Consider the following 23,588-nt stretch of genomic DNA (forward strand, 5'->3'; position numbering starts at 1 on the left):
GCTCGGCTTCGATGGCGCATGGCGCACCGCTGGCGCTGGCCAAGGGCGAAAACGCTGGGGCTGAGGGGGTATTCGAAACTGCGGAAAGATGATCTCATCAATGCCCTGCGGGACGCGTGAGCGGCGTCAGCTCGGACACGCCGGGACCTTCGCACGGCATGGACGGTGGCGGAGACGGGCGGAATGAGACGCGCGAGGAAAAACTCGACCGGAACTGGTCGGAACTGCTACAGGAGCTGCGCGTCATGCAGACYGGCGTGCAGATCATTGCAGGGTTCCTTCTGACGTTGCCGTTCCAGCAGAAGTTCGCTGACCTGGACGGTTTCCAGCGCGGTCTCTACCTCACTCTCGTGCTCATCGCCGCGATGACGACGGGCCTGATGCTGATGCCCGTGAKCCTGCACCGCCGRCTGTTCCGCCACCATGTGAAAGACACCCTCGTCACCGCCGGAGACCGGATCGTGAAAGTCGCACTGGCCTGCGTCGCCGTCCTGATTGCGGGCTCGGCTTCGCTCATCTTCTCGGTCGTCCTGGGGAACACGGCGGGCGTGATGACCGGAGCCGCCCTGATCGTGGTCTTGAGCGTCCTCTTGCTCGTCTTTCCGTTACTGGCCCGGAACCGTCACTCTGGGACACCCGACCGGCCCGAGGTTCCCCCTCGACCGGATCAGAAGTAGCACCGGCGCCGACGACCATGTCCGCCCTCCAGCTCAAACGCTATTTGGCGATATGACCGCTGGATGCTTGTATTCGACAAAAGCGGATTCAGCTCCCGGATCTATCCCAAGGCCCGGTCCAGCAAACGCCGTATCCGTCCCTGTTCGATACCCTCATGGACGCCGGAAAGTGCGGTGAGGGTGTCCAGAGCAGCCCTTCCCCAGACCGCCCCGATGAGCGCTTCGAGCTCCATCTACCCGGCTCGCCGTCGGGGGAATACGCGGGATTCAGCGGGTCTGAACCGGCCAGGTGCGCGACGATCCAGTGCCGGTGCTCACAGATCTCCTGGATCGCGGCGATGTCCTCGTGGACCTTGGCGGCGATCCTGCTGAGCCGGGCCCCGTAGGGCGTTCCCCACCACGAATTCGCCGCCTGCCCGAACAGCCTTCCCCGGCCGAAGCAGCCATCGGGTGACTGTGCAGGTATCCGCGCAGTGAATTATCCGCTGCCGTTTCTTCCTGCTGCCTGCTGCCATTCATCGATTCTCTCCGGCGATGGTTGCCCGGTCCCGGGACCCGGGGGAGCTGCTTCGTCGGGGGTCTGCGTTTCGTTGCTGACGTTCCAGCCGCATTCTCAGGCCTGAGGATTTGTTCTGGCTCCGCGCTGGTGGTCCTCCAACTCCTTCTCGGCCTCACGCCGACCGGTCATGATCTTGTTGCAAGCCCGGACCGGGAGGCATTCAAGTGCCTAGACTCGGTGCATGGCTGACACAGCAAACGCGAAGGACCGCTCCGAACACCGCTGGCCGGCAGTTTTGGGGCTGCTCATTGCACTGGGCCTCTATGCCGCCCTTCCCAGCGCCTTCCTCCCGGCCGTGCGCTACACAGTCGTGGCCATCGGGCTCCTGATGCTGATTCCCTTGCTGATCCTCAACCCCCGGCGCCTGCGCAAAGAGACACGATGGTCAAAGCGGTTGGCCACGGGCCAGGCCCTGCTGCTTGTCGCCGCCAATGGTCTCGCCCTGGTGCAACTCATCATTTTGCTGACCGCCTCCGGCAACGGCAACGGCAACGGGCGTACGCTCCTTCTGGCGGCACTGCAGATCTGGGTAACGAATGTCATCGCCTTCGCTCTGGTTTTCTGGGAAGTGGACCGCGGCGGACCGGTCGCCCGACGGAATAGCCGCCGGGATGACCTACCGGCTGCTGATTTCCGGTTTCCCCAGGACGAAGACCACGATGCCGTCACGGAAGTTGCGACGCGGTCCTCGCTCAAGAGCGGCTGGGTGGCTTCCTTCGTCGACTACACCTATTTCTCCCTGTCCAACTCCATGGCCTTCAGCCCCACTGACACCATGCCCTTGTCGGCCCGGGCCAAAATGATGATGGGGCTCGAAGCCGCCGGAGGATTCGTGCTTCTGGCCCTCGTMATCGCGCACGCCGTTTCCCTGCTGAAGTAGGACCACAGTAAGCCCGGCCCCGATTTTCCCGCCCGGGTCCCCAGCTGATGGGCCGGCCCCGGCCTGACCCGGAAAGGCATCGCTACCCTCGTACACGCTGAGCCCGCCGTCGTCGGACAGCATGCGGCCATCACCCGCCGCGAGGACCACGGACTCGAAGCGAAACCCAGGCAGCCGCGGGCGCTGCCTAAGTGCGCTGCCTGCCGCCCACCGATCTCGCCCAGCTCACCAACTACCGCGAGAAGGCAACGACCGGCCCCGCCATACCGTGCCGTCCAGCAGGCCAGCGGCCACGTCGTCAGCGGGATAGTGCACTCATATCGGCTCTCCAGTCCCCCCAGCTTGGAGAGCCGGGAGCCTTCGCGCTTGAGTCCCGGATTCGCGCGAAGGCTTCCTTATGCATCCAACAGAGACTCGACGGCTTGAGGACGGTCAAAACCTGACCGGCATCCGGAGGGGTTCCGTCCATCTACCCAGCCGCGGACAGGTCAGGCGGCCGGCACGGCGCCGCGGTTTTCCCCTTCGGGCCGGTCGGGCAGCGACATAACGTGTTCGGAGACCGGCGGTAACAACGGTTGGGGTCGTGCGGCCGGTGCGTCCAGCACCACGAGCGGGAGTTCGCGGTGGACCAGGTAATCGCATGCTGCCGGGGCGATCATCATCAGCCCGGGGCATCGGCTTCCGCGGTGGTCAGGACGGATATTGGCTGCGCGCAAGCCGGCCCTGAATGCCCTTCCACGAACAGGTGGAAACATCTCGAGCCCGCACCAGCTCAGGTACAGGCCATACAGTTCGTCCATGCTGAGACCGTCCCCGTCCGGATCGGGGGCAACGCACTCTTTGAGGAAATCTTCCAGTGTCTTTGCCATTGTGGCCTCCTGCATCCCTGCGGTATAACCGCTCAACTGAAATAGCAACAGCATCGAATGTGAAGTCAGACCAGCCCAGAAACGTTCCTAAAACACTAAGAATTTAAGAGCACCTGTTGCCTCTGTCAACCAAAACTTTCGCAATGACCCCGGTGGACCCCAGACCCCGTACGGGTGCTCTCCCGGCTCACGTCGGGCGCCTCACCCGAAGCCCGACCGTCGCCCTGCTCGAAGGATATTACCGGACCCCGACCTCTCCAGAGGCAGCACACGGTCCCGGAGGCCGGGCGAGCCGGTGGGCTGTTTCGAGCATGGCGGCGTGGACGAAGGCCTGGGGGAAGTTGCCGCGGAGCTGGTGTTGTTCGATGTCGTATTCTTCGGTGAACAGTCCCGGGGAACCGCAGGCGGCCCGGTTGCGTTCGAAGAGTCGGAGGGCTTCTGCGGTGTTGCCTTGCTGATATTCCGTCAGGGCCAGGTTGAAGCCGCACAGGAGGAAGGCGCCTTCGGCGTCGGCCAGGGGTCCGGGGCCGTGCCTGAACCGGTAGACGTATCCCTCGATGAGGAGTGCTTCCCTCACGGCCGMTGCGGTGGCGAGGGAGCGGGGGTCGTGGGCCGGGACGGCTCCGCGGATGGCCGGGAGTAGCAAGGCCGCGTCGATCCTGTCGTCGGCGGCTGATCGTTGCCACCTGCCGCTGGGGTGGGTGCACGTGGCAGCCGTTTCTGCCGTGATCCTGTCGGCCAGTGCTCTCCAGGCAGAGGCTTGGGCGTCGGGGGCGTACCGGGCGATGGCTTTGAGGCCGGCTACGCAGATCAGGCGGGAATGAGTCCATCGTTCATTCCCGAGTTCCCAGATGCCGGCATCGGGCGCGGTCCACTTCGCTTCTATCGCCGTCGCCGCCTGCTCAGCGGCCTGCCAGTGCGCCTTCTCCAGGTGGTCGTGGCGGGCGGCCGTGGCGAAKAGCAGCAGGGATTCTCCGAAGTTGTCGAGTTGGAATTGCCCGTTGACCCAGTTCCCKACCTTGTCTGTCCCGCCGGGGTAGCCGGGAAGGTCGAGGGTGTGCTCGTCCGGGACTCTGGCACTGTTGACCGTGTAGGCGGGCTTGAGGCTGGTTCCGTCGGCCAGCAGCCTCTCGCTGACGAAGCGGACCGCGCTGTCGAGCAGGCCGGTGGCGCCGCCCGCACCGGCGGCCTGGCCGGCAAAGCATTGGTCCCGGATCCAGGCGTAGCGGTAGTCGTAGTTGCGTTTCGTGTCGGCCCGTTCGGGCAAGCCCAGGGTGGCGGCTKCGACCATGGCCCCAGTCGAGCTCGTCATGCCGTGAAGGACCGCGTATGCCCGGCGGGCGTCGGTTGGGGCGGCGGTATTGTGCATGGCGGGCACGGCCGCGTTCCAGGCCTGCTCGGTGGCGGCCCAAAGGTCCGCCGGCGCAGGCGCCCGGGCGGGCAGGGACTTGTTGGAAATCTCCAGCACGATATCGTGTTCGTCTCCGGCTCCGAGCCGAAGGTCCTGTCTGAGCACGTCGTGGATCAGCCTGGCGCCGCCCAGCCCGCTGACGCGCAGATGTAGTCCGCCGGCGGTGCCTGACCAGGCGCCGTCAGGAGACCTGGAAAGGTGCACAGTAGACGTTCCGAAGTCCGGCCGGGCCTGAAACAGGACCCGGACCGGGGCGGTCCCGGAGAGGACGCGGATCTGGCGCATCAGCACCGCGACCGCCGGATCGCCGGGCATCGCCAGGGCCTCGCGGCATTGGACAATCCCGTCGGTCGTGACCCAGCGGCTGGCCCAGATCAGTGTGCCGTCCTCGTACTGTCCTCCCCAGACGTACCGGGGGTTCAGGGGTGTCACGGCGAAGACGCCGGGCCCGCCCACCAGGGACGAAAATACGGCGGGGTCATGCCACTGCGGAGCGCACATGAAGACGACGTCACCGCGCGGTCCCATGACCGCGCCGCGTTCACCGTCGGCGAGCAGGGCGTAGTCGCGCAGGACCTGGGTGGGGAACAGCGCCTCGTAACTGCCGGGTCGGGCTGGTGTCGTCGCGGGGGTTCCCGGGCCGTGGGGGGCTGCCTGCCTGCGGCGGTGGAACGCCCTCGGGGTGTTCACGCTGGCTCCCTTCCAGGGTTTAGATCCGGTATGTTTCGGCGTCCTGCGTCCGAAAGATGAGGCCGTTGCCGGGCCGGTCGTCGTCGGGCCTGGCGCTGCCTCCTTGCGGGCTGGCGGTTCCTTCGAAGAACATCTCTTCGATCCTGACGTKGTCGTGGAACCACTCAAGGTGGCGGAAATTGAGTGTGCCGGCGGCTGCGGGGATGGTCAGGTTGGGGGCGCAGTGCCCGGAGATTTCCAGTCCGTGGGCCGCGGCTACGKCGGCGGCCCGGAACCACTGCGTGATGCCGCCGCAGCGGCTCAAATCGATTTGCAGGCAGTCCACGGCGTCGGCGTCGCACATCCGCTGGAAGTAGAACAGGTCGGTGCCGTATTCGCCGGCCGCGACGTCCGCCGTGACAGCCTGCCGGACGTGGCGAAGTCCGTCGAGATGGTCGCTGGAGACGGGTTCCTCGAACCAGGCGAGGTCCTGCTCGGCTGCGGCTTCGAACACCCGGACGGCTTGTTTGGCGGTGTAGGCGCCGTTGGCGTCGACGAAGAGTTGAACGTGCGGGCCGATGGTGTCCCGTGCCTGGCGGATTCGGTCGAGGTCGCGGGCCGTGTTGGCGCCGCTGTCCTGACCGATTTTGATCTTCACCCGCGGGATCTGTTGGTGACCGGCCCATCCTTCCAGCTGGCTTCGCAGCTGGTCTTCTGAGTAGGTGGTGAATCCGCCGCTGCCGTAGACCTCCACCTCTGCCCGGGCCGCGCCGAGGAGCCGGTGCAGGGGGAGATCGAGGATCCTCGCCTTGAGGTCCCAGAGTGCGCAGTCGACGGCGGAGATGGCGTATCCGGCCAGTCCYGGGCGTGACGCGTTCCGCACAGTCCTGGCCATGGCTTCGGCGGCGGCGGGAACGTCGAAGGCGTTCAGCCCGATCACGGCGGCCTCGAGCGTGTCCTTGATCAGCGCGGCGCACGCCGGCGGCGCGAAGGTCCAGCCGAGGCCGGTCCAGGCGCCGGCCCTGGCCTGCACCAGGACCATGGTGGTGGCGTCCCAGGCGAAGGTTCCGTCCGCCTCGTGCGCGCTGGTTGGCACCGTGTACGCCGAAATATCGAGCGACCCGAGCAGGAGCGTTGAGCCGGTCATGGCGGTCATTCGCTCCCGTGCGGGAGGAACTCCTGAGCCTTGGTCTTGATGCCCTCCTTGAGGATGCCCCAGGCACTGTCGTCGCCTTTCATGACTGCCTTCGCGCTGTTGAGCGCCTGCTCGAAGGTGGCGTGGGGCGGGACCGGGGGGATGTCCGGATCGGTGCGCACATCAAGGACGGTTGGCCGGTCCGCCATGAGGGCCCGCTCCCATGCTGCCCCGAGTTCGTCAGGGGAATCGACGTTGATCCCGTGCAGCCCGAGGCCGGACGCGAAGGCCGCGTAGTCGACGTCCGGAAGGGACTGCGATTCACGGAACGGCGGGACGCCTCCCATGGCGCGCATTTCCCAGGTGACCTGGTTCAGGTCGTTGTTGTGCAGGATCGCGACGATCAGTCGCGGGTCACTCCATTCCTGCCAGTAGCGCTGGATGGTGATGAGTTCGGCCATGCCGTTCATCTGCATGGCCCCGTCCCCGGCGAATGCGATGACGGGGCGGTCCGGATGGGCGAATTTCGCCCCGATGGCGTACGGGACCCCGGGTCCCATGGTGGCGAGGTTGCCGGACAGGGAGCCGCGGATACGGCCATGGAACTTCAGTTGCCGGGCGTACCAGTTGGCGGCGGAGCMGGAGTCCGCAGTGAGGATMGCATCCTCCGGCAGCCTGTCGGAGAGTTCGGAGAAGAGCCGCATCGGGTTGATGGGGCTGGCGTCGACCATTGCCTCGGCGCGCATCGTCTCCCACCACCGGGTGATCTTCGTTTCCAGATCCTCTTGCCAGGCGCGGTCCTCTTTGCGTTCCAGATGCGGGATCAGCGCCCGCAGGGCAGCCGCGGAATCGGCGACGATGTTGAATTCGTAGCCATACCGCARACCGATCATGCCGGGGTCGACGTCGATCTGGACGCCGCGCGCCTGGCCCTGCTCCGGCATGAACTGGGTGTAGGGAAAGCTTGATCCGATGGTCAGCAGGGTGTCGCAGTCGCGCATCATCTCGTAGCTGGGACGGGTGCCGAGCAGCCCGATTGCCCCGGTGACATAGGGCAGGTCGTCCGGCAGCGCGTCCTTGCCGAGCAGCGCCTTGGCGACGCCCGCACCCAGCAGATCCGCGACCTGCCGGACCTCCGCGGACGCGCCGCGCGCGCCCTGTCCGATCAGCATGGCCACTTTGCTTCCCTGGTTCAGCAGTTCGGCCGCTCCCCGGATCGCGTCGGCGTCGGGCTGGATGTCCGGCCAACGGATGCCGAGGCTGGAAGGAACCATTTTGAAGGCGTGCGTCGGGGGCGTGTATTCCAGTTCCTGGACATCGGAGGGGATGATGAGCGCCGTTGGCGCCCGTTGGGCCAGCGCTATCCGCAAGGCCCGGTCCAGGACATTGGGCAGCTGCTCCGGGACCGTKACCATCTGGAGGTAGTCGGAGGCCACATCCTTGAAAAGACTCAGCAGGTCAACCTCCTGCTGGTAGGAGCCGCCCATCGCGCTGCGTGCGGTCTGGCCAATAATCGCCACGACAGGCACGTGATCTAGTTTCGCGTCGTAGAGCCCGTTGAGCAGGTGGATCGCGCCCGGGCCGGAGGTGGCCATGCAGACGCCGACCCGGCCGGAGAATTTGGCGTAGCCGACGGCTTCGAAGGCGCTCATTTCCTCGTGCCGGGCCTGAATGAATTTCGGCTCGTTGCCGGCTTTCCCGAAGGCCGCGAGTACCCCGTTGATGCCGTCCCCGGGAAAGGCGAAGACTTGGTCCACGCCCCATTCGCCAAGCCGGGCCAGCAGGTAGTCGGMAACCGTCTGTGCTGCCATGATCAATCGTCCTTTCCAGTGCTTAATTTTTCGGCGGCGCGGGCCGCCACTGCCATGATCGTCAGCGCCGGGTTCGCGCTTMCCTGGGTCGGCAGCACGCTGCCGTCGGTGATGAACAGGTTCGGGATCGCGAAGCTGCGGCACATCCGGTCCACGACGCCGTGGTGTTCGTCCGCGGCCATCCGCGCTCCGCCGACCAGGTGGGCGAAGCGTTTGATGGTGATGACTTCGTCGGCGCCGGCCGCCTTCAGGATCTTCTCCATGACCGACTGGGCAGCTGCCATCAGTTGCCGGTCGTTCTCGCATTGGGTGTAGCTGAAACGGGCAACGGGGAGCCCGTTGCGGTCTTTCTCGTCCGCGAGGGTGACCCGGTTGTCGGCCTGTGGAAGAAATTCGCACAGGGCCCCGAGGCACCCCCAGTGGGGGTAGTCGCTCATGTACCGTCGCAGGTCCGCTCCCCAGTGCCCTTGGGCGGATACGTGCTCGGCCCAGGTGATGGGCAGCGGCGAGACGGTCTGGATGGAAAATCCGCGCTTGTACGGCTTCGTGGGGTCTGTCTCGTAGAAGTCCTCGGTACTGACTTCGGGGGGCGGGGCCTTCCACATGCGTACCTCTGCGTCGAACCGGCCCGCCGTTTGCGGGGCGCCCTGGACCATGAGGTACCGGCCGACCTGGTCGAAGTCGTTGCACATGCCCTGGGGGAATCTCGGGGAGGTCGAGTTCAGCAGAAGCCGCGGGGTTTCGATCGAGTAGCCGGCGACGGCGACCGTGCGTGCACGCTGGAACCGTTCCAGTCCGTGGCGGATGTAGTGGACGCCGGTGGCCCGGCCGGTGGCCTCGTCGAAGCCGATGCGGGTCACCATCGCATCGGCCCGGACTTCGGCTCCGCGGGCCAGGGCATCGGGGATGTGGGTGATCAGGGGCGAGGCCTTCGCGTTKACCTTGCAGCCTTGGAGGCAGAAGCCCCGGTAGATGCAGTGCGGCCTGTTCCCGAAGCGGCCGTTGGCGATCGCGACCGGTCCTACCTTGGCGGTGATGCCGCAGGCGCGGGCGCCGYGGAGGAAGAGCTCGCCGTTGCCCGAGACGGGGTGCGGCCGGTGCGGGTAGCGGTGCGGATCGCCCCACGGCCAGGGTTCCCCGGCCACCGGGAGTTCCTCTTCGAGGTCCTGGTAGTACGGGCGAAGATCAGCGTAGTCCAGGGGCCAGTCGGCGCCCACGCCGTCGGTGGTGAACGTGTGGAAGTCGCTGGGGTGGAAGCGGGGCGTGTATCCCGCGTAGTGCACCATGGACCCGCCCACCCCGCGGCCGGAGTTGTTGGATCCGAGCGGCACGGGGTCCTCGCCCGTGATCACCCGCGGGTCGGTCCAATACAGGTGGTGTGAGCCGGCTTCGTCGCTCACCMAGTCTCGTTCGGGGTCCCAGAACGGACCGGCGTCGAGCGCGACCGCCCGCCAGCCGGCGCGGGCCAGCCGCTGGAGCACGGTTGATCCTCCCGCCCCGCATCCGATGACCACGATGTCCACTTCGTCCCGGTCAGCGAAGGTGCGCATGTCATCGCGCAGGCGGTGGCTGCTGCCCGGACCGGGCGGAAGCAGCCACGCGGATTCATTGCGGCTCCGCACCGGGCTCATGGCCGCGGTTCTCCGTCCAGCGCCACGGGGTCCTCCCCCGGCCTGACGTCGGCCACTTCGAACGGCTCCAGCCGGTCAACACCCAGGTTCTTGTACCCGCGCGGGTACGCGGGGCCCGCGAATCCGATTTCGTCCCACGCCCACGGATGGGAGTAAAAGGCGGTGCACGCGTAGCGGGTCCATAGGCCCCACACCCGCCCGGCCGGCATTCCTTGCCATGACGAGGCGCCCAGGTCCCGGATGGTCCGGAGCAGGTCAGCCTGCTCGTCGTCGGTGCAGCCGGCAAATGCCTGGTCAAAGGACTGCTCGGCCGCACGGTCCAGCGCCGCAAGCGAGGCTCGCCATGCTTGCCCGTCTTCGGGCATATCCTCGTAGCGCCAGCCGTCGGTCTGGTTCTCGGCCAGGCGTGCGTCGACAACATTGACGACGGGAACCCGGGGCTCGGCATGCTGGTCCAGCAGCTGGTCAAAGAGTGCCCTGGCCGTGGCCTCTTCCGACGGTGTGAAGAACCGGATGTCGGCGGGGCGCGCGAGCCGGACCAGGACTACCCCGGCGGTGGCTTGGTCCCAGTGGCCGGATTGGGCGAGCGTGCTGAACCCGGGGTAGCGGCCGCCGCCGGCGCCCTTGTCCAGAGGAAGCGGGCTCATCGCTCCCGCCTCAGTACAGAGGCCAGGAGCCCCATGCCGCCGACGAGGGTCACCAGCAGTGGCGCGAGCAGTGGCGGCCCCATCTCGAGGTTGTAGCGCAGATTGGAGAATCCGCCGGGTTTTTGGGCGATGCMGCGGGCATGAAGATACGTTCCCTGGAGTCCGTTGGCGATGATCGCGGCGCTGGCGATCGGCAATGCCGTTTTCGCCATCCGGCGGCTGAAGATTCCTGCTATGCCGGCCGCCGCCCCGACCGGGCCCAGCGCGACGGGCAGCCACATCCATTTGTTCCCGAAGCTGGCCTTGTCGTGTTCGAAGTAGATTTCGGCCGCTGTCACCAGGGCCCCTGCCGCGGTGAGCCCGGAAAGGGAGCGTTCGAACCTGCCCGTCTTCACGTTCCGCACCAGGTGATCGACGAGGTGGACGACGTCGCCTTCGGGTGCATGTTTCATGGTGTGTTCCTCCTCAATCAGAAGGGATAGGTGCCGGAGGGCAATTTTTGCGGCCGCGCAAGTACCGGGGTGATACTGGGGTGCGTGGAGAGAATTACAGCCGATGCCGAGGTCGACGCAGTCCTTCGGGCCGCCAACGTCCTGCTGCGCGTCGTGGCACAGTCGGTCATCGAAGTCGAAGATGTCGTCACCAGCCCCCAACTGCGGGTGCTCGTCCTGATCGCAACGCGCKGGCCGCAGAACCCGGGCGCCGTCGCGACCGAACTGAAGGTCCACCCCTCCAACGCCACCCGCATCTGCGACCGGCTGGTCACCGCCGGGCTGGTCGCCCGGCGCGATGACCCCGGGGACCGGCGGTACCGGGCGCTGTCGCTGACCCCTGAAGGCGCCTCACTGGTCAACACCGTCCTGGAACACCGCCGGACAGCCGTCGCCGCGGTAATGGCACGGATGCCGGAGGAGCTGCGCGGCGTGGCGGCGCTGGGCATGAACGCGTTTGCCGCGGCCGATGGTGGCGACGGCAGCGAGGACGGCCGGTTCACCATCGATCTCCACAGCTGACCCCTGCCGGCTGGATCGCTGTCAATGCCGGGGAAGATGATCATTCCAACTCTCCCGCGGCGAAGACCAGGGCCAGAGCCGCGTTAACGGCCGCCGACTTCCGGTATCGGTCATTACGCGCGGCGAGAGCAACCATGCTTGCGGCGTGGAGCGCATCCACGCTGCCCCCCACCCGGTGGGCAGTACGCCCGGAGCGGGCCGTCAACAGGGCCTGAACCAGGTGCCGGGCGCCGAGGATCCGGATCACCAGTMGGACCTTGCCGTCCGGGGCCTCACCCAGCAGCCGGCCGGACAAGAAGTCAGGGGCCAGCAGCTCGCACAGGCCGTAGGCCGCCCGGACCACCTCCAGCGGCTTCACCGGTTCGCCGCCCGCACCAGGGCGCCGCCTGCGGCCCCGAGGAGCCCGAGTGCCGCCGCGCCCACAACGGCATGGTGCTGGGAGGCCCACAGCTGCACGCTGCGGGAGGAGGATCTGCGATCAAATATGCCATGCGTCCCGAAATCTTTTGCTTTGTCTGCGGGCTCCCAGAGGTTGGCCGGCTGGTCCGCGCTGCGGGGTTCCGGGGTCTGCTGGGCTTTGAAGCCGGTCTTGGCGAGATATCGGTCCAGGAGGCCGGGAGCGAAGGAGTTCGCGATGAGCGTCCCCGCGGTGCTGCCTCCCACCCAKTACTCGCGCCGCCTCGGATGGTCCGCGGCGTACACGACGGCCCGCGCAGCAACCTCCGGCTGGTAGATGGGTGGCACGGGCTGCGCCTGATGCGGAAGACGGGACAGGACCCAGGAAAATTGGGGGGTGTTGACCGCCGGCATCTGCACCATGGTGGTGTGGATGCCGCTGGACTCATGCAGCAGTTCACAGCGCAGGGATTCGTTGAACCCCTGGATGGCGTGTTTGGCGCCGCAGTAAGCGGTCTGGAGCGGAATTCCCCGGTAAGCGAGGGCCGAGCCGACCTGCACGATGACCCCGCGGTTCCGGGGCCGCATGCGCTTCAAAGCCGCCATCGTTCCGTAGACGTAGCCGAGGTAGCTGACCTCGGTGACGCGCCGGAACTCCTCCGCCGTGATGTCCGAAAATGGGGAGAATACCGAGGTGAAGGCCACGTTGACCCAGACGTCGATGGGTCCCAGCTCGCGCTCGATCCGCCCGGCGGCGGCATCGACCGCTTCGGGGTCGGCCACATCGACGCTCATGGTCCATGCCCGGCCGCCGGCGGCTGCCACCTCCTGCGCGGCCCCTGCCAGGCCCGCCTCTCCGCGGGCCAGTAACGCCACTACGGCACCCTGACGGCCGAAGGCGACTGCCGATGCGCGTCCGATTCCGCCACTGGCTCCGGTGATGACGACAATGCGTCGGCCTTTATCCATGAAGGTGGCTCCTTCAGCGTGTMAGCAATGACATCAGCATCCCGGCAAATCCCCAAGGACACCGACCCGGATTCCCCCGMATAACAATTTAACTGGATTGCTTGCGCAAGCGCAATGGTACGTAAGCTTAGAAGCGTCGGTCAGTGCCGGACGGCGCCCGCGCCCGGTTCATCGAATGGGCCTAAGTACGGGCGCCGAGACACCGCCGCCGCACGCATGCGGGTTAGCCTCCCCGCCCCCGCGGCACTATGGCCTTTCCCCCGTCCGGCCGGTAACGTGAGGCKGATCCGTCCGGAGGACGGGATCCGGCGGCTGGTGCTGACTGCKGAAGCGGCTGTGAGGCCGGAGCCACGCGGCCTACATGGTCCGGGAAAGCGAGTTCCCTCAAGGAGGTCCACATGAGCGATAACCGGCACGAACAATCCGCCCACGGCCCGGTCGAACTGGTGCTGGTCCGTCACGGCGAGAGCCTGGGCAACGTGGCAGCCACGAAGGCCCAGGTGTCCGGGGCTGAAGTGATCGACGTCCCCGCCCGTGATGCCGACGTGGACCTGTCGCCGCTCGGCTACGACCAGGCGAATGCGCTGGGCCGGTCGCTGGCTGGCATTCCCGCCGCGCAATGCCCMGATGCGATCTGGACCTCCCCCTACATGCGGGCCCGTCGGACCGCGGAAGTCGCCGCGACCACTGCCGGATGGGCCGTTCCGATCCTGCTCGATGAACGCCTCAGGGACCGGGAGCTCGGCATCCTGGACACGCTCACCGCGGCGGGCGTGGAAGCCCGGCTGTCCGGGGAAGCCGCCCGGCGCAGGTGGTTGGGGAAGTTCTACTACCGCCCTCCGGGCGGGGAATCGTGGGCCGACGTGGTCCTGCGGTTACGGTCTGTGCTCGCCGATCTCGAACGCCAGCCACGGGCAACGCGCATCCTGGTGGTCAGCCATGATGCCGTCATCCTGCTCTTCCGCTACATCTTGGAGGGCCTGTCCGAACCGGAGCTCCTGGATGTCGCGGCGACCTCCACCGTGCTGAACGCTTCGCTCACCCGCTTTGTCCGGGTCCGCGGCCGCTGGACGCTGGAGAGTTTCAACGTGGCCGATCATCTGCCGGAAGCCGGTGTGGCCCTCACCGAACATGGAGGTGACGCCGATGTCCATCCACGATGACCTGCCGCCGGCCACTCCGGTGACACCAAGCCTTCTGCGGAGCTGGCAGTTGCCGGGGCCCGGGTCCGGCAAAGACGACCGCGGTTCCGTGCTGGTCATCGGCGGCGCCCGCAAAACGCCCGGCGCCACCCTGCTCGCGGGCACTGCCGCGTTGCGCGCCGGAGCCGGGCGCTTGACCCTGGCTGTCGCCGAATCGACCGCCGTACCGCTGGCCGTGGCCCTGCCTGAGGCAGGGGTCATCGGGCTCCCCGAAACCCCCGCCGGCTCTGTCCGCTCCGACGGCATCGCCGCCCTGGAAACGGAACTGGGCGGCGCTGACGCCATCCTGATCGGCCCCGGTTTGKACAACCCCGACGAGACAACGGGGCTTCTGCGGGAACTCCTCCGGCAGGTACCAGCAATCCAGGGGCCGGCCATCGTGATCGACGCCTACGCCCTTGGGATCCTGCAGCGTCTGCAGCAGGAAATCCGCGAATGGGGCGGCCAGCTGATCTTGACCCCGAACCCGACCGAATCCGGCCTTCTGCTCGGAAGGGACCTGGGGGACCTCCGTGCAGATGCGGCGGCTATTGCCGAGAAATACCATGCCGTCGTCAGCTGCCAGGGCATCATCGCCCAGCCCGCGGACCCGGACACGACGATGGCGGCGGCGCACTGCTGGGAGATCACCACCGGTTCGGGAGGTCTCGGAACTTCAGGCAGCGGGGACGTCCTCGCCGGTACGATCGCCGGGCTCCGGGCCCGGGGGGCTGCATCCGCTCAGGCCGCCTGCTGGGGCACCCACCTCCACGCCGCTGCCGGAGACAGGCTCGCGAGTCGGAAGGGAAGCCCCGGCTACCTGGCCCGGGAGCTGGCCKACGAACTGCCCGGCCTCACGATGGAACTGAGCACCTGAACGCCCACTCCCCCACGATCCCGACGACAAACGGAGCGGTGACCGGAACACCAGCAGGCAGCAGCTCCTCCGTCGCGGTGAGGTCATTTTCAGGATTAGATGGGCTCATGGGTGCTGCTTTCGCGCCTGCTCTGGACTATTTGTAAGCATGCTGATAATTCTGGATTTGTGAGATCGGATCCCTCAATGGGGATTCGGAGAAGGTGACCAGCGCCGGCCCCGGACCGGCTTCGCGCGGGCCCGTCCGAAGCGGATAAAGACCCGTCGATAGGCATGGGATGCGGCTACTGGCAGCCCGCTCTGCCGCGGGTCCAGGAAGGGGGTAACACCGGTGACGCTGTATCAGCMAGAACCTGTTGAAATGTCCACGAGGATTCGGCCCGGGGAATGGTCCGACGACACCCTGGCCGAAGTCGTGGCGAACTTCCGGGAGGAGCTCCTGCAGATGGGGGCCCGTTCCGAGGCGATCACTGTCGCAATTGAAAGGGATGACCACGGCGGGGTCAGCGTGGTCGCCACCTGGAGCAGGCAGCCAGGCCGGGAGACCGACTTCCTCCCGGATCCCGGCGCTGCAGCCGGGAACCCAACGCCGGGCAGCGATACGAATCCGGCAGTGGGGACCCAGAATCCACCCAACGGAATCCAAGGAAATACGAACATGATGAACAGGGACGACATTGACGGCCTGATCCAGAGCAAGGGCAACGTCATCAGCGTCGACGGAGAGACAATCGGCGCGATGGGCCAGATTTACGTGGACGATGCAATGGACCGGCCGAGCTGGGCCACGGTGACCACCGGCCTCTTCGGCAGCCACGAATCCTTCTTCCCGCTCGAAGGTGCACGGATTGACGGATCGAACCTCGTCATCCCGTACAGCAAGGCGCTGGTCAAGGATGCGCCCCGCGTCGAGCCCGAGGGCGAACTCGAACCCGACGAACAAGACCGGCTCTACCGCCATTACCAGCGCGACGGGGGCCTGCAGACTTACAGTGAGTCCCGCGGCATGCCCGGCGCCGGTGGCGGCGACGTTCCGACGGCCGGCACGAACAACCAGGAAAATGCGCCTGTCGCCTTGCGCCGGTACGTCCCGCCCGCCACCCTGCCACCCGACGTTCCCATCACCCGCGACGGCCAGGACCGAGGCCACCAAGAAAATAAGTCGGTTGGCCGGTCCGAGGCCGAACCTTCCGACCAGACCAACGGGCTCGTTGACACCCAKGGCGATTCTGCCGGGCCAGTCTCGAGTGAGACTTTGAGCGCTGCGGACCGCAAGGKAGACGCTGGCCCCGGGGCAGGCTTTGTACCTTCCTCCGAGGGAAGCCTGAGGCAGCCCTGACACAGCTCCGAACGGGGCCCGGGCATCGGACTTTGCCGGGGCCCGGCAGGGGTCGTCGCAACCGGAAAGACACTGAAGGAGGCCTATACCATGAGCAGGCAGTCCGCACGCCCGCGTTCCTACACCGGGTACACCCTTCGTGAGGTGCGTGAGGATCAAATTCTCGAACTCGCCGATTCCAGCTACGCCATCCTGACGAAGCAGCGCCGGCGCGGACTGGTCCATCTCGACCTCGAAGCCAATGACGGGGCCCGCACCACGCTGATAGGCGTCCCCGGCGCCCGCGTCCGGCTGGGCGAAAGGGCGTCCACCACCCCCATTCCGGGGCCCGGCGGCGGCGCCGCCAATCACGCCACAGGAACGCAAGACGAGTCGAGTCCTGCAGGGTCGCAACGGACTGCCTGAGCGCCCGCGCGGCAACGAAGTCAACCCACCGCATGGTCCACGGCAGGACAACTTCCAGCCTGATCCGCTGTGCCGCCACGGGCACCCGCTGAGCCCTCGTCGCCTTGGCGTGCCGGGTATTGCACACTCCTAAGCATGCTGATTAAATCGGGTTACGGCMACATTCCATGACCGGTATACCGGAGGGACGTACAACGATGGGAATTCTCGCGTTTCTTATTCTCGGGCTCATTGCAGGAGCCATCGCCAAGGCACTGCTTCCCGGCCGCCAGGGCGGCGGCTGGGTGGTCACGCTCGTACTCGGCGTCGTGGGCGCGTTCCTCGGCGGCTGGATCGGTTCGCTGATCTTTGGCGGAGGCCTGGGGAACTTCTTCGACCTGCGGACCTGGCTCCTTTCCATTCTGGGCGCGGTTATCGTACTCCTGATCTTCGGCGCCGTAGCAGGCCGCAGAAGCAGGGTGTAGGAAGCCCCGCGTGGCGCTCTCTAGCCACTGTCAGGCCATTGCAGGCCGGTATAGATAACGCCGGGAGGCATGGCAGCCGTAGTTTCGGGCCACGGACGGCGGAAGTTCATCGGATGCGGTCCGGAAGGCTGAAGAGCCTTTCTCCTCATATCCCGCGCGCATGCACTCCTCGGGAGGCGCCTATGAGCATGATCAACCCCTCCGCCTCGCGGCTCTTCTCTTCGCACGAGCCGTACCCGGAATATCTTCGGGAACCAGGTCCCTCTGGTTGGGGGACACCAGCGTTGCTGGCTTGCTCAAAAACGACGACGCCGGCAAGTCCCCACGGGTCTGAATTCAAGAGAGGGGCAAACGCCACGCCGAGGGCGTGAGGGGGCCTTGCCGGCTCCGCGAGAGGTACCGCCGGTTCGGCCGTGCCGCACGCGGCCGATAGTCACAGCAGTCACAGACGCAACGTCAGCAAAGGAGAGAGTCATGGAAAACTTCTTCCGCCGCAGCGGCATTGACGTGCCCGAACCGGTCCGGCGCTTGCTGCAGGGCGAGACCGACACCTGGATAAGAGTCGAGGAGTATCGGGACGGAAATACGTTGGTAGTKAGAGCCGATCTGCCCGGCGTCGACCCTGACACGGACATCGAACTCAATGTCACCGAGGACACCCTGCACATTGCCGCCCGCCGCGCAGAACCAGACCACAGGCGTCTGCCCGGCTACCGGAGTGAAATCCGGTACGGAGAGTTTTCCCGCAGTGTCCCGTTGCCCCGCGGAGCGAACCCCGACACCGTCGAGGCCAGCTACATTGACKGGATCCTCGAAATCCGCACCCAGCTCCCCGAGCAGTCCGGAACCTCCACGAAAGTCCACGTCACCCGCGGTGGAAGCCAATCACCAGATGCACCCGAAAACTACGTGACCTGACCCAAGAACCGGCGTTTGCCGGCGTGGGCGGGGACCCTGGATAAGGTTCCTTCGCTAGCTGGCCTCTTCGGAACTTAGCAGCGCCGCGGACGCACCCAAGCGCAGGTMACTAAAACGTGCGGGCACACCACGGCGGGCTCCCGATGCCAAGCATCATTCCAACTAAGTCATTCAAGGAGACGTCATGCTCACCACCGAACAAATTGATCGTCTACTCAGCCAGAACTCAAATGTCCTTTCAGGGGACGGAGAAAAGATCGGATCCATCAGCCAGGTCTTCGTGGACAACGAAGACGGACGGCCCAAGTGGATGACCGTCCGGACGGGCTTGTTCGGAATATCTGAATCCTTCGTGCCCMTTCAAGGTRCGCGAACGGAGGGCGATGACATCGTCGTTCCGTATAGCAAAAACCAGGTCAAGGATGCGCCCAGGATCGACGCCGATCAGGCCCTGGATCCGGCTGAGGAGGGCCGGCTCTACCAGCACTACCAACTCGAAAGCGGACGCACCTACACCGAAGCGGCTACTGCAGACGCAGATTTTGCCTCTTCCCCCGGCCCGGACCGCAACGACGCACGCGAGGCCCCCGGCACCMCCGGATACGACACCACCACTGACGACGCCATACCCRCCGCCGCACAGCGGGACGCCACCGGCACGGAGCGCACCCGCCCCCGGGACGCCACCGYGCCCGCCGCCGACGACGCCCTACCCGCAACCGCACAGCGGGACACCGCCGGCACCCCCGGATACGACACCACCACACAGCGGGACGCCACCGGCACGGAGCGCACCGGCTCCCAAAACGCCACCGCGCCCGCCGCCGCGCCCGCCACCGCAAAGCGGGACACCACCGGCACCCCCGGATACGACACCACAACCCAGCGGGACACCACCACTACCCCCACCGCCGAGGCCACGCCCCGGCCGCCGACGCCCCCGGAGCGGGGAGCCGACCGGCCGGAAGSCGGCCGGTCGCGCCTGCGCAAATACGTCACCACGGAGCATGTCACCCGGACGGTGCCAGTGCAGCGCGAAGAACCCCGGATCGAGCGGGTACCGATTACGGAGGAAAGCCGCGGCGAGGTGTTGAATCGTCCGGGTGGCGACGAGGGAGAGGTCATTCTTCACGAGGAACGAGTGATAGTCACGAAGGAGACCGTCCCGGTCGAGMGCGTTCGGATCGGCACAGAAACGGTCACCGACGAGGTCACTATCAATGAGGAGGTCCGCAAGGAACACCTCGACACCGGCACCCCTGAAGACAGCCGGGGTTAGACACCACGGCTGTTAACCGTACGGGGCTGCTGGCAGTCGCCGCTGTCACCTTCGAAGTCGATGCGGGGTCGTGGATGCCGGAGCAGGAAATGTTCAGCAACGTAACAGAACAGGCKGGTCCCCGAGTTCAGTCAGCGACCAGCCGAACCCGGCCCCGGTCATGGCAGGTCGGGTGGTCCTTTGACCCTAGTGTCGTATCTGCTGGCCCTGAATGATTATCACTGGCTGGGCGCCGGGTCCCGCATGGTCGGGTGCGRCGGGTCTGCGGTGTCGATGCGACGGGAGTGAGACGGTGGGTTTGTCTTCAGACGCCTCTCGCGGCCCGGGGTGCATCCCGGGCCGGTTGCGCGTGTTCATCGTCGATGATCAAGAGCTTGTGCGGCAGGGCCTGAGGAGTTCGTTGGAGGGGGAAGGTCTTGAAGTAGTCGGTGACTGCGGATCAGCGAAGGACGCCGGCCGCCGGATCGTTGATGGGGAAACCGACGTGGCCGTGGTGGACGGGCTCCTGCCTGACGGGACCGGCATCGAAGTCTGCAGGAATGTGCGCTCCGTGAGCCCCGGATTGCAGTGCCTGCTTCTCACCAGTTACGTCGATGAAKGGGTGCTTTGCTCCGTCGTGCTTGCCGGAGCAGTTGGCTATGTCCTCAGGCAGCTCCGCAGTCGCAGGATCGTGGACCCGGTTCGTCGTGCCGCGGCCGGCGTATYGCTCTTGAACCCTGCCGCGGTGCAGAGGGTAAGGACAGGTTTGGCCGAAGTGCGGACGGACCCTGGGCTTGACGGCCTGTCGGGCGGGGAAAGGGAAGTGCTGGCGTTGATGGCTGAGGGCCGGAGCAATMGGCAGATCAGTGAAGCCCTGCTCCTGAAGGAGGAGACCGTGCGCAATCTCGTGTCAGCTGTCGTTGCCAAACTCGGGTTTCGAGACGGTGCCCCTGCCGTGGACATTATCCGGGCAACCCCCACAGACCGCAGAGACAAACGGGCCTCCGACGAACGGCCCCGCCGGAAGACGGGATGCCCCGGGCAGATCATCTCGCGGCACTGGCGCCCGCCGACGATCGCMGGAACGCAGTAGGACTTCGGGCTCGGTCCGGGGCTGGTCCTGCGGAAGTGGGGCCGCCGCTGACGGGCCGCGCGGCGGCAGAGGCGGCCCGATGTGAAGGCCTTGTGCGTGGCTTTCAGCCCCGTCGCGTCGTGGCCCAGCACCAAAGCTGGCTCCCTGGGCGATTCTGAAGGAGCTGTCGATCAAGGTGAGACCGGGCCTTCCTGAGGAGCGCTGCTTCCCGACGGCAGCGGTATTATGGCTCCCTTGGTTGGAGACCGGATCCCGGGCCGGAAGAGCCCGTGAATGGTCGGGCCGTTGCGGGACACGGCGCATGCGGCCGACCTTTAGCGAAGGGGGTAACAATGTCGTCAGGCTCAATATTCGGAAAGAAGCGCGGGGTCCTTTTCGATGTCGATGGGACCTTGATTGATTCCACCTATTTCCACGCCCTGGCCTGGTGGCAGGCATTCCGTCGGGAGGGCGTGGACGTCCAGATCTCCGCCATCCACCGCTGTGTCGGGATGGGCGGGGACAAGCTCATTGAGCACTTKGTTCCCGGGTTTACCAGGGACATGCGGGAGGACGTGAAATCCGCGCACGGCGCCGTGTTCTCCACGTTCTGGCCTTCCCTGCGGCCCTTCGACGCCGCCCGGGACCTTCTTGCAGCGTGCTCCGGCGCCGGACTGGCCGTGGGTCTGGCGTCATCAGCGCAGGAGCGCGACCTGGACGTCACCCGGCGCCTTCTGGACGCCGACTCGTCCATCGATGCCTGGACCAGCTCCAACGACGCCGAGGAGAGCAAGCCCGCCCCCGACATTCTCCTTGCGTGCCTGGAAAAGCTTKAACTCAGACCGGCGGACGTCGTCTTTGTTGGCGATGCCGTGTGGGACGTGCAGGCCGCCGCGACCATCGGGGTTCCCACCATTGCCCTGACCTGCGGCGGGATCAGTGAGGCCGAGCTGCGGGGAGCCGGCGCCGCGGAGGTCTACGACAATCCGCGGCACCTGTTGGAGAATCTTGAACGCAGCGCTATTGGAAACCTGCGCACCGGACGTTCAAGCACCTGATCACGGGGCGCGTAGAGCTGCCCGTCGGGGCGCTAGCTTCCTGTCGCTTCGGGATGTTCCCGGGCGCGCTTTTCCTCGGTGGTTTCGTCCCTTTCATCAGGGATGAAGTCAGGAACGAGTTCGGCTCGAAACAGCGACAAACTTCTGGCAGGAAGTGGCAGGTGGCAGGAAGTGGCAGGTGGCAGGGAGTGGCAGGTATTAGTCCGGTATTTCCATCCTGAATCCACAGGCACACTGCAGGACCCGGGTGCGCAGGCAGACGTCCAGGAGGTCCTCTCCGGAGGACTCGGGTGTMACCGGTGCGCAGATCCTCCGGAGCCCGGAGCCTGCCGTCGTCATCAGTTGGCCGCAATGAAGATACTGACCGCCGAACTGCAGCACCCCGGAAACCTGTCCGGGACGGTTCAAGACGTCGGCCACGTCAAAGACGTCCGCCGGGTGGGAGTAGAAATAGTCGCATTCACCGCACGTGTAGGCCACTAAAACCAGCTTCACATTGGKCGGACGGAGAGAATCAATGGACTCGATCAGCAGGTGCTCGTCCGTATCGCATACGGCGCACCAGAGCCGGCGGCCGCGCGGCCCGCTCGCCCGGAAGGGCCTGGCGGAGTTGGGGGTGGTAGCCATTTGCGACTCCTGTCTCCAGCGGGCCGCCGACGGACGCAAACCCGACAAGCCCGATCATTCTGCCCCCGCAATCAGGTTAACGCCGGAAAATCAAGATAACAAGCATGCTTAGCAACTGGCGGKAATGCTCCTACGCGGCCGGCACTCAGGCTGCCGCGGATCGTGGCCAACCGCCACAGCCCGATCTTCTGGAAACGCGAGTCGACAGGTTCTCATGCCAGATGTCAGGACTGATTAGAGGAAGGAGGTGCTACGTACTTGAAAACATGATCGTAAGCAGGCTTACCATGGTATGGCCGGATCGAACGGCTGCCAACCAGAGGAGGAATACCATGGGACTGGACGACAAGATTCAGAACACAGCCGAGAAGGCTGCCGGTAAGGGCAAGGAAGCTGCCGGCAAAGCCACGGGCGACAAGAGCCTGCAGGCTGAGKGGCGGGCTGACCAGACCAAAGCGGATTTGAAGCAGGCGGGCGAGAAGGTCAAGGACGCCTTCAAGAAGGACTGACCTGAGTGCAGGCGACGGGTGCAACTCTGGACAGGGGTGCGCCCGTCGTTGTGTTTGGACGATCACGTATCCGGAACGGGTACTCAACGAGTGTCCCCACAACCCCGAACCTGGGTCGCAAATCAGGGCGGTATCTAGAACCTTCCGTAGCGCGCTCGGGCCATCGAGTAAACCCCGTAACAGACCAACCCCGCCGCGCTGGCTGCGAGCAGGAACACACCATACGGCTGGGCGCCAAGGGTCTTCAGGCTACCGTCCAGGCCGGAGGATTTTGATGGATCCGCGGTGGCCGCGGCGACGATGATCAGGATGCCGACGACGGCGAGCACCAGGCCTTTGGCGGCATAGCCAATGGTTCCGATCCATTCGACCGCTGTGCGGGCACTGCCAGGATCCTGCAGGTCCTCCATGAACTTCCGCGTGACGCCCCGGTAGACGTAGAAGGCGCCGGAGATAATGATCGCGAGACCGATCGCGATCAGCAGCACCACGCCGGCCGGCGCGGCCATGAGCTTCGCGGTGAAGTCACTGGTCGACTGACTGGAGTTCTTGCTGCCGCCCGTGGCGAACACCGCGAAGGTGAACGCCAGAAAGCCATACACCACGGCCTTCCCCACTGCCGCGCCTGGCCCTTGCAGCTTCTTCGTCGAGTCGGCTTCGGAGCGGGCCGTGACGGCGGCCTCGCTGAGCATCCAGAGAGCCAGTGCGGCGCAGCCAATAAACCCGGCCCAGAGCAGGAACGGGCCGCCCGGCTTTGAGGCGAGCGATCCGATCGCTCCGGACTGGTCGGCCTGGCCGCCCTGGCCCCTGTCGATCTGGAGGGCAATGAAGCCGATCAGGATGTGGACCAGGCCGATGAAGACGAAGCCGGCGCGCGCCAGAATGCGCAAGGCGGGGCTTCGGGTCGCCGACGCCGCCTCGGATACCGCCCGATTAGCTTTCTGCGAGGCATCGCCCATGGCCAGACCCTCCCGATACTCACGTGATCTTCGGTTGCCCGCTCAGCATCGTCCACCCGCCAGCGTCGCGGAATGCTTCAGTCTAGATCTGTCCGCGGCGCCATGACAGAGAGAGTCTTGACTTACTCTCCCGTGCGGGGGAACCTGCAGGGATCCGGCACGTTCCATCGACGAAGGACATCGCCATGCCCGCGGCAAATCAAGGAAACGTCGGCGAGGACCTCTCACGGGTCGCTGAACTCGCTGCGCAGCTC

General features: G+C 66.0%; 25 protein-coding genes. 14 read left to right on the forward strand and 11 right to left on the reverse strand.

What is annotated here, in order from left to right; all coding sequences use genetic code 11:
* Nucleotides 1-18: 18 nt before the first annotated feature.
* The 3 genes from AC1DBQ_RS11720 (at nucleotide 19) to AC1DBQ_RS11730 (ending at nucleotide 2,116) form a co-directional block, all read left to right on the forward strand.
* Nucleotides 19-120 carry a Rho termination factor N-terminal domain-containing protein gene (locus AC1DBQ_RS11720; RefSeq protein ID WP_476928684.1) on the forward strand — a complete coding sequence of 34 codons (102 nt, stop codon included), beginning with the start codon at nucleotides 19-21 and terminating at the stop codon, nucleotides 118-120.
* Between the two features lie 38 nt (nucleotides 121-158).
* The gene (locus AC1DBQ_RS11725; RefSeq protein ID WP_476928685.1) at nucleotides 159-677 is read left to right on the forward strand and encodes a DUF6328 family protein; all 519 of its coding nucleotides are present in this window, start codon (nucleotides 159-161) and stop codon (nucleotides 675-677) included.
* Nucleotides 678-1,417: 740 nt separating this feature from the next.
* On the forward strand, nucleotides 1,418-2,116 hold the full coding sequence (locus AC1DBQ_RS11730) for a hypothetical protein (protein WP_476928661.1): 699 nt from the start codon (nucleotides 1,418-1,420) through the stop codon (nucleotides 2,114-2,116).
* 488 nt (nucleotides 2,117-2,604) lie between these two features.
* Here AC1DBQ_RS11730 and AC1DBQ_RS11735 read toward each other — a convergent pair whose 3' ends face one another.
* The 7 genes from AC1DBQ_RS11735 to AC1DBQ_RS11765 all read right to left on the reverse strand — a co-directional run bounded on the left by AC1DBQ_RS11735 (nucleotide 2,605) and on the right by AC1DBQ_RS11765 (nucleotide 10,741).
* Nucleotides 2,605-2,985: a hypothetical protein gene (locus tag AC1DBQ_RS11735; protein ID WP_476928662.1), complete on the reverse strand. Its 381-nt coding sequence runs from the start codon at nucleotides 2,983-2,985 to the stop codon at nucleotides 2,605-2,607.
* A 238-nt stretch (nucleotides 2,986-3,223) separates the two neighbouring features.
* Nucleotides 3,224-5,086 carry a glycoside hydrolase family 15 protein gene (locus AC1DBQ_RS11740; RefSeq protein WP_476928663.1) on the reverse strand — a complete coding sequence of 621 codons (1,863 nt, stop codon included), beginning with the start codon at nucleotides 5,084-5,086 and terminating at the stop codon, nucleotides 3,224-3,226.
* Nucleotides 5,087-5,105: 19 nt separating this feature from the next.
* Nucleotides 5,106-6,212, reverse strand: a complete 1,107-nt coding sequence (locus AC1DBQ_RS11745) for an enolase C-terminal domain-like protein (protein ID WP_476928664.1) — start codon at nucleotides 6,210-6,212, stop codon at nucleotides 5,106-5,108.
* Nucleotides 6,213-6,217: 5 nt separating this feature from the next.
* Nucleotides 6,218-8,011, reverse strand: coding sequence for a thiamine pyrophosphate-requiring protein (locus AC1DBQ_RS11750; RefSeq protein ID WP_476928665.1), 1,794 nt, complete (start codon nucleotides 8,009-8,011; stop codon nucleotides 6,218-6,220).
* A 2-nt stretch (nucleotides 8,012-8,013) separates the two neighbouring features.
* Complete coding sequence (locus AC1DBQ_RS11755; RefSeq protein WP_476928666.1) at nucleotides 8,014-9,642, reverse strand: GMC family oxidoreductase; 1,629 nt, start codon at nucleotides 9,640-9,642, stop codon at nucleotides 8,014-8,016.
* The gene (locus AC1DBQ_RS11760; protein ID WP_476928667.1) at nucleotides 9,639-10,289 is read right to left on the reverse strand and encodes a gluconate 2-dehydrogenase subunit 3 family protein; all 651 of its coding nucleotides are present in this window, start codon (nucleotides 10,287-10,289) and stop codon (nucleotides 9,639-9,641) included. The genes AC1DBQ_RS11755 and AC1DBQ_RS11760 overlap by 4 nt, the downstream gene beginning before the upstream one ends.
* On the reverse strand, nucleotides 10,286-10,741 hold the full coding sequence (locus tag AC1DBQ_RS11765) for a hypothetical protein (RefSeq protein ID WP_476928668.1): 456 nt from the start codon (nucleotides 10,739-10,741) through the stop codon (nucleotides 10,286-10,288). Before AC1DBQ_RS11765 ends, AC1DBQ_RS11760 begins: the two co-directional genes overlap by 4 nt.
* 84 nt (nucleotides 10,742-10,825) lie before the next feature.
* Here AC1DBQ_RS11765 and AC1DBQ_RS11770 point away from each other — a divergent pair, with 84 nt between their 5' ends.
* On the forward strand, nucleotides 10,826-11,302 hold the full coding sequence (locus AC1DBQ_RS11770; RefSeq protein WP_476928669.1) for a MarR family transcriptional regulator: 477 nt from the start codon (nucleotides 10,826-10,828) through the stop codon (nucleotides 11,300-11,302).
* Between the two features lie 40 nt (nucleotides 11,303-11,342).
* Here the strand turns inward: AC1DBQ_RS11770 and AC1DBQ_RS11775 are convergent, their stop codons facing one another.
* On the reverse strand, nucleotides 11,343-11,660 hold the full coding sequence (locus AC1DBQ_RS11775; RefSeq protein ID WP_476928670.1) for a hypothetical protein: 318 nt from the start codon (nucleotides 11,658-11,660) through the stop codon (nucleotides 11,343-11,345).
* Nucleotides 11,657-12,667 carry an SDR family oxidoreductase gene (locus AC1DBQ_RS11780; protein ID WP_476928671.1) on the reverse strand — a complete coding sequence of 337 codons (1,011 nt, stop codon included), beginning with the start codon at nucleotides 12,665-12,667 and terminating at the stop codon, nucleotides 11,657-11,659. Before AC1DBQ_RS11780 ends, AC1DBQ_RS11775 begins: the two co-directional genes overlap by 4 nt.
* A gap of 398 nt (nucleotides 12,668-13,065) precedes the next feature.
* Between AC1DBQ_RS11780 and AC1DBQ_RS11785 the strand changes: the two genes are divergently transcribed.
* The 9 genes from AC1DBQ_RS11785 to AC1DBQ_RS11825 all read left to right on the forward strand — a co-directional run bounded on the left by AC1DBQ_RS11785 (nucleotide 13,066) and on the right by AC1DBQ_RS11825 (nucleotide 21,239).
* Nucleotides 13,066-13,830, forward strand: coding sequence for a histidine phosphatase family protein (locus AC1DBQ_RS11785; RefSeq protein WP_476928672.1), 765 nt, complete (start codon nucleotides 13,066-13,068; stop codon nucleotides 13,828-13,830).
* Complete coding sequence (locus tag AC1DBQ_RS11790) at nucleotides 13,814-14,725, forward strand: NAD(P)H-hydrate dehydratase (RefSeq protein WP_476928673.1); 912 nt, start codon at nucleotides 13,814-13,816, stop codon at nucleotides 14,723-14,725. The genes AC1DBQ_RS11785 and AC1DBQ_RS11790 overlap by 17 nt, the downstream gene beginning before the upstream one ends.
* A 361-nt stretch (nucleotides 14,726-15,086) precedes the next feature.
* Entirely contained in the window at nucleotides 15,087-16,064 is a 978-nt protein-coding gene (locus tag AC1DBQ_RS11795) for a hypothetical protein (RefSeq protein ID WP_476928674.1), read from the forward strand.
* Between the two features lie 90 nt (nucleotides 16,065-16,154).
* Nucleotides 16,155-16,469 carry a hypothetical protein gene (locus AC1DBQ_RS11800; protein ID WP_476928675.1) on the forward strand — a complete coding sequence of 105 codons (315 nt, stop codon included), beginning with the start codon at nucleotides 16,155-16,157 and terminating at the stop codon, nucleotides 16,467-16,469.
* Between the two features lie 197 nt (nucleotides 16,470-16,666).
* On the forward strand, nucleotides 16,667-16,933 hold the full coding sequence (locus tag AC1DBQ_RS11805; RefSeq protein WP_476928676.1) for a GlsB/YeaQ/YmgE family stress response membrane protein: 267 nt from the start codon (nucleotides 16,667-16,669) through the stop codon (nucleotides 16,931-16,933).
* Nucleotides 16,934-17,407: 474 nt separating this feature from the next.
* Nucleotides 17,408-17,851 carry an Hsp20/alpha crystallin family protein gene (locus AC1DBQ_RS11810; RefSeq protein ID WP_476928677.1) on the forward strand — a complete coding sequence of 148 codons (444 nt, stop codon included), beginning with the start codon at nucleotides 17,408-17,410 and terminating at the stop codon, nucleotides 17,849-17,851.
* Nucleotides 17,852-18,035: 184 nt separating this feature from the next.
* The gene (locus AC1DBQ_RS11815; protein WP_476928678.1) at nucleotides 18,036-19,130 is read left to right on the forward strand and encodes a PRC and DUF2382 domain-containing protein; all 1,095 of its coding nucleotides are present in this window, start codon (nucleotides 18,036-18,038) and stop codon (nucleotides 19,128-19,130) included.
* Between the two features lie 211 nt (nucleotides 19,131-19,341).
* Nucleotides 19,342-20,202 (forward strand): response regulator transcription factor, encoded by an 861-nt coding sequence (locus AC1DBQ_RS11820; RefSeq protein WP_476928679.1) that lies wholly within the window; start codon nucleotides 19,342-19,344, stop codon nucleotides 20,200-20,202.
* 332 nt (nucleotides 20,203-20,534) lie between these two features.
* Nucleotides 20,535-21,239: an HAD family hydrolase gene (locus AC1DBQ_RS11825; RefSeq protein ID WP_476928680.1), complete on the forward strand. Its 705-nt coding sequence runs from the start codon at nucleotides 20,535-20,537 to the stop codon at nucleotides 21,237-21,239.
* 198 nt (nucleotides 21,240-21,437) lie between these two features.
* On the opposite strand, the gene AC1DBQ_RS11830 is transcribed toward AC1DBQ_RS11825, so the two are convergent.
* The gene (locus AC1DBQ_RS11830) at nucleotides 21,438-21,866 is read right to left on the reverse strand and encodes a hypothetical protein (protein ID WP_476928681.1); all 429 of its coding nucleotides are present in this window, start codon (nucleotides 21,864-21,866) and stop codon (nucleotides 21,438-21,440) included.
* A gap of 332 nt (nucleotides 21,867-22,198) precedes the next feature.
* Here AC1DBQ_RS11830 and AC1DBQ_RS11835 point away from each other — a divergent pair, with 332 nt between their 5' ends.
* Entirely contained in the window at nucleotides 22,199-22,375 is a 177-nt protein-coding gene (locus AC1DBQ_RS11835) for a CsbD family protein (RefSeq protein WP_476928682.1), read from the forward strand.
* Nucleotides 22,376-22,509: 134 nt separating this feature from the next.
* Here the strand turns inward: AC1DBQ_RS11835 and AC1DBQ_RS11840 are convergent, their stop codons facing one another.
* A complete protein-coding gene (locus tag AC1DBQ_RS11840; protein ID WP_476928683.1) occupies nucleotides 22,510-23,265 on the reverse strand; it encodes a DUF1206 domain-containing protein in 756 nt (251 codons plus the stop codon).
* Nucleotides 23,266-23,588: the final 323 nt, after the last annotated feature.

The organism is Arthrobacter sp. 10T413_2 (assembly GCF_056394205.1).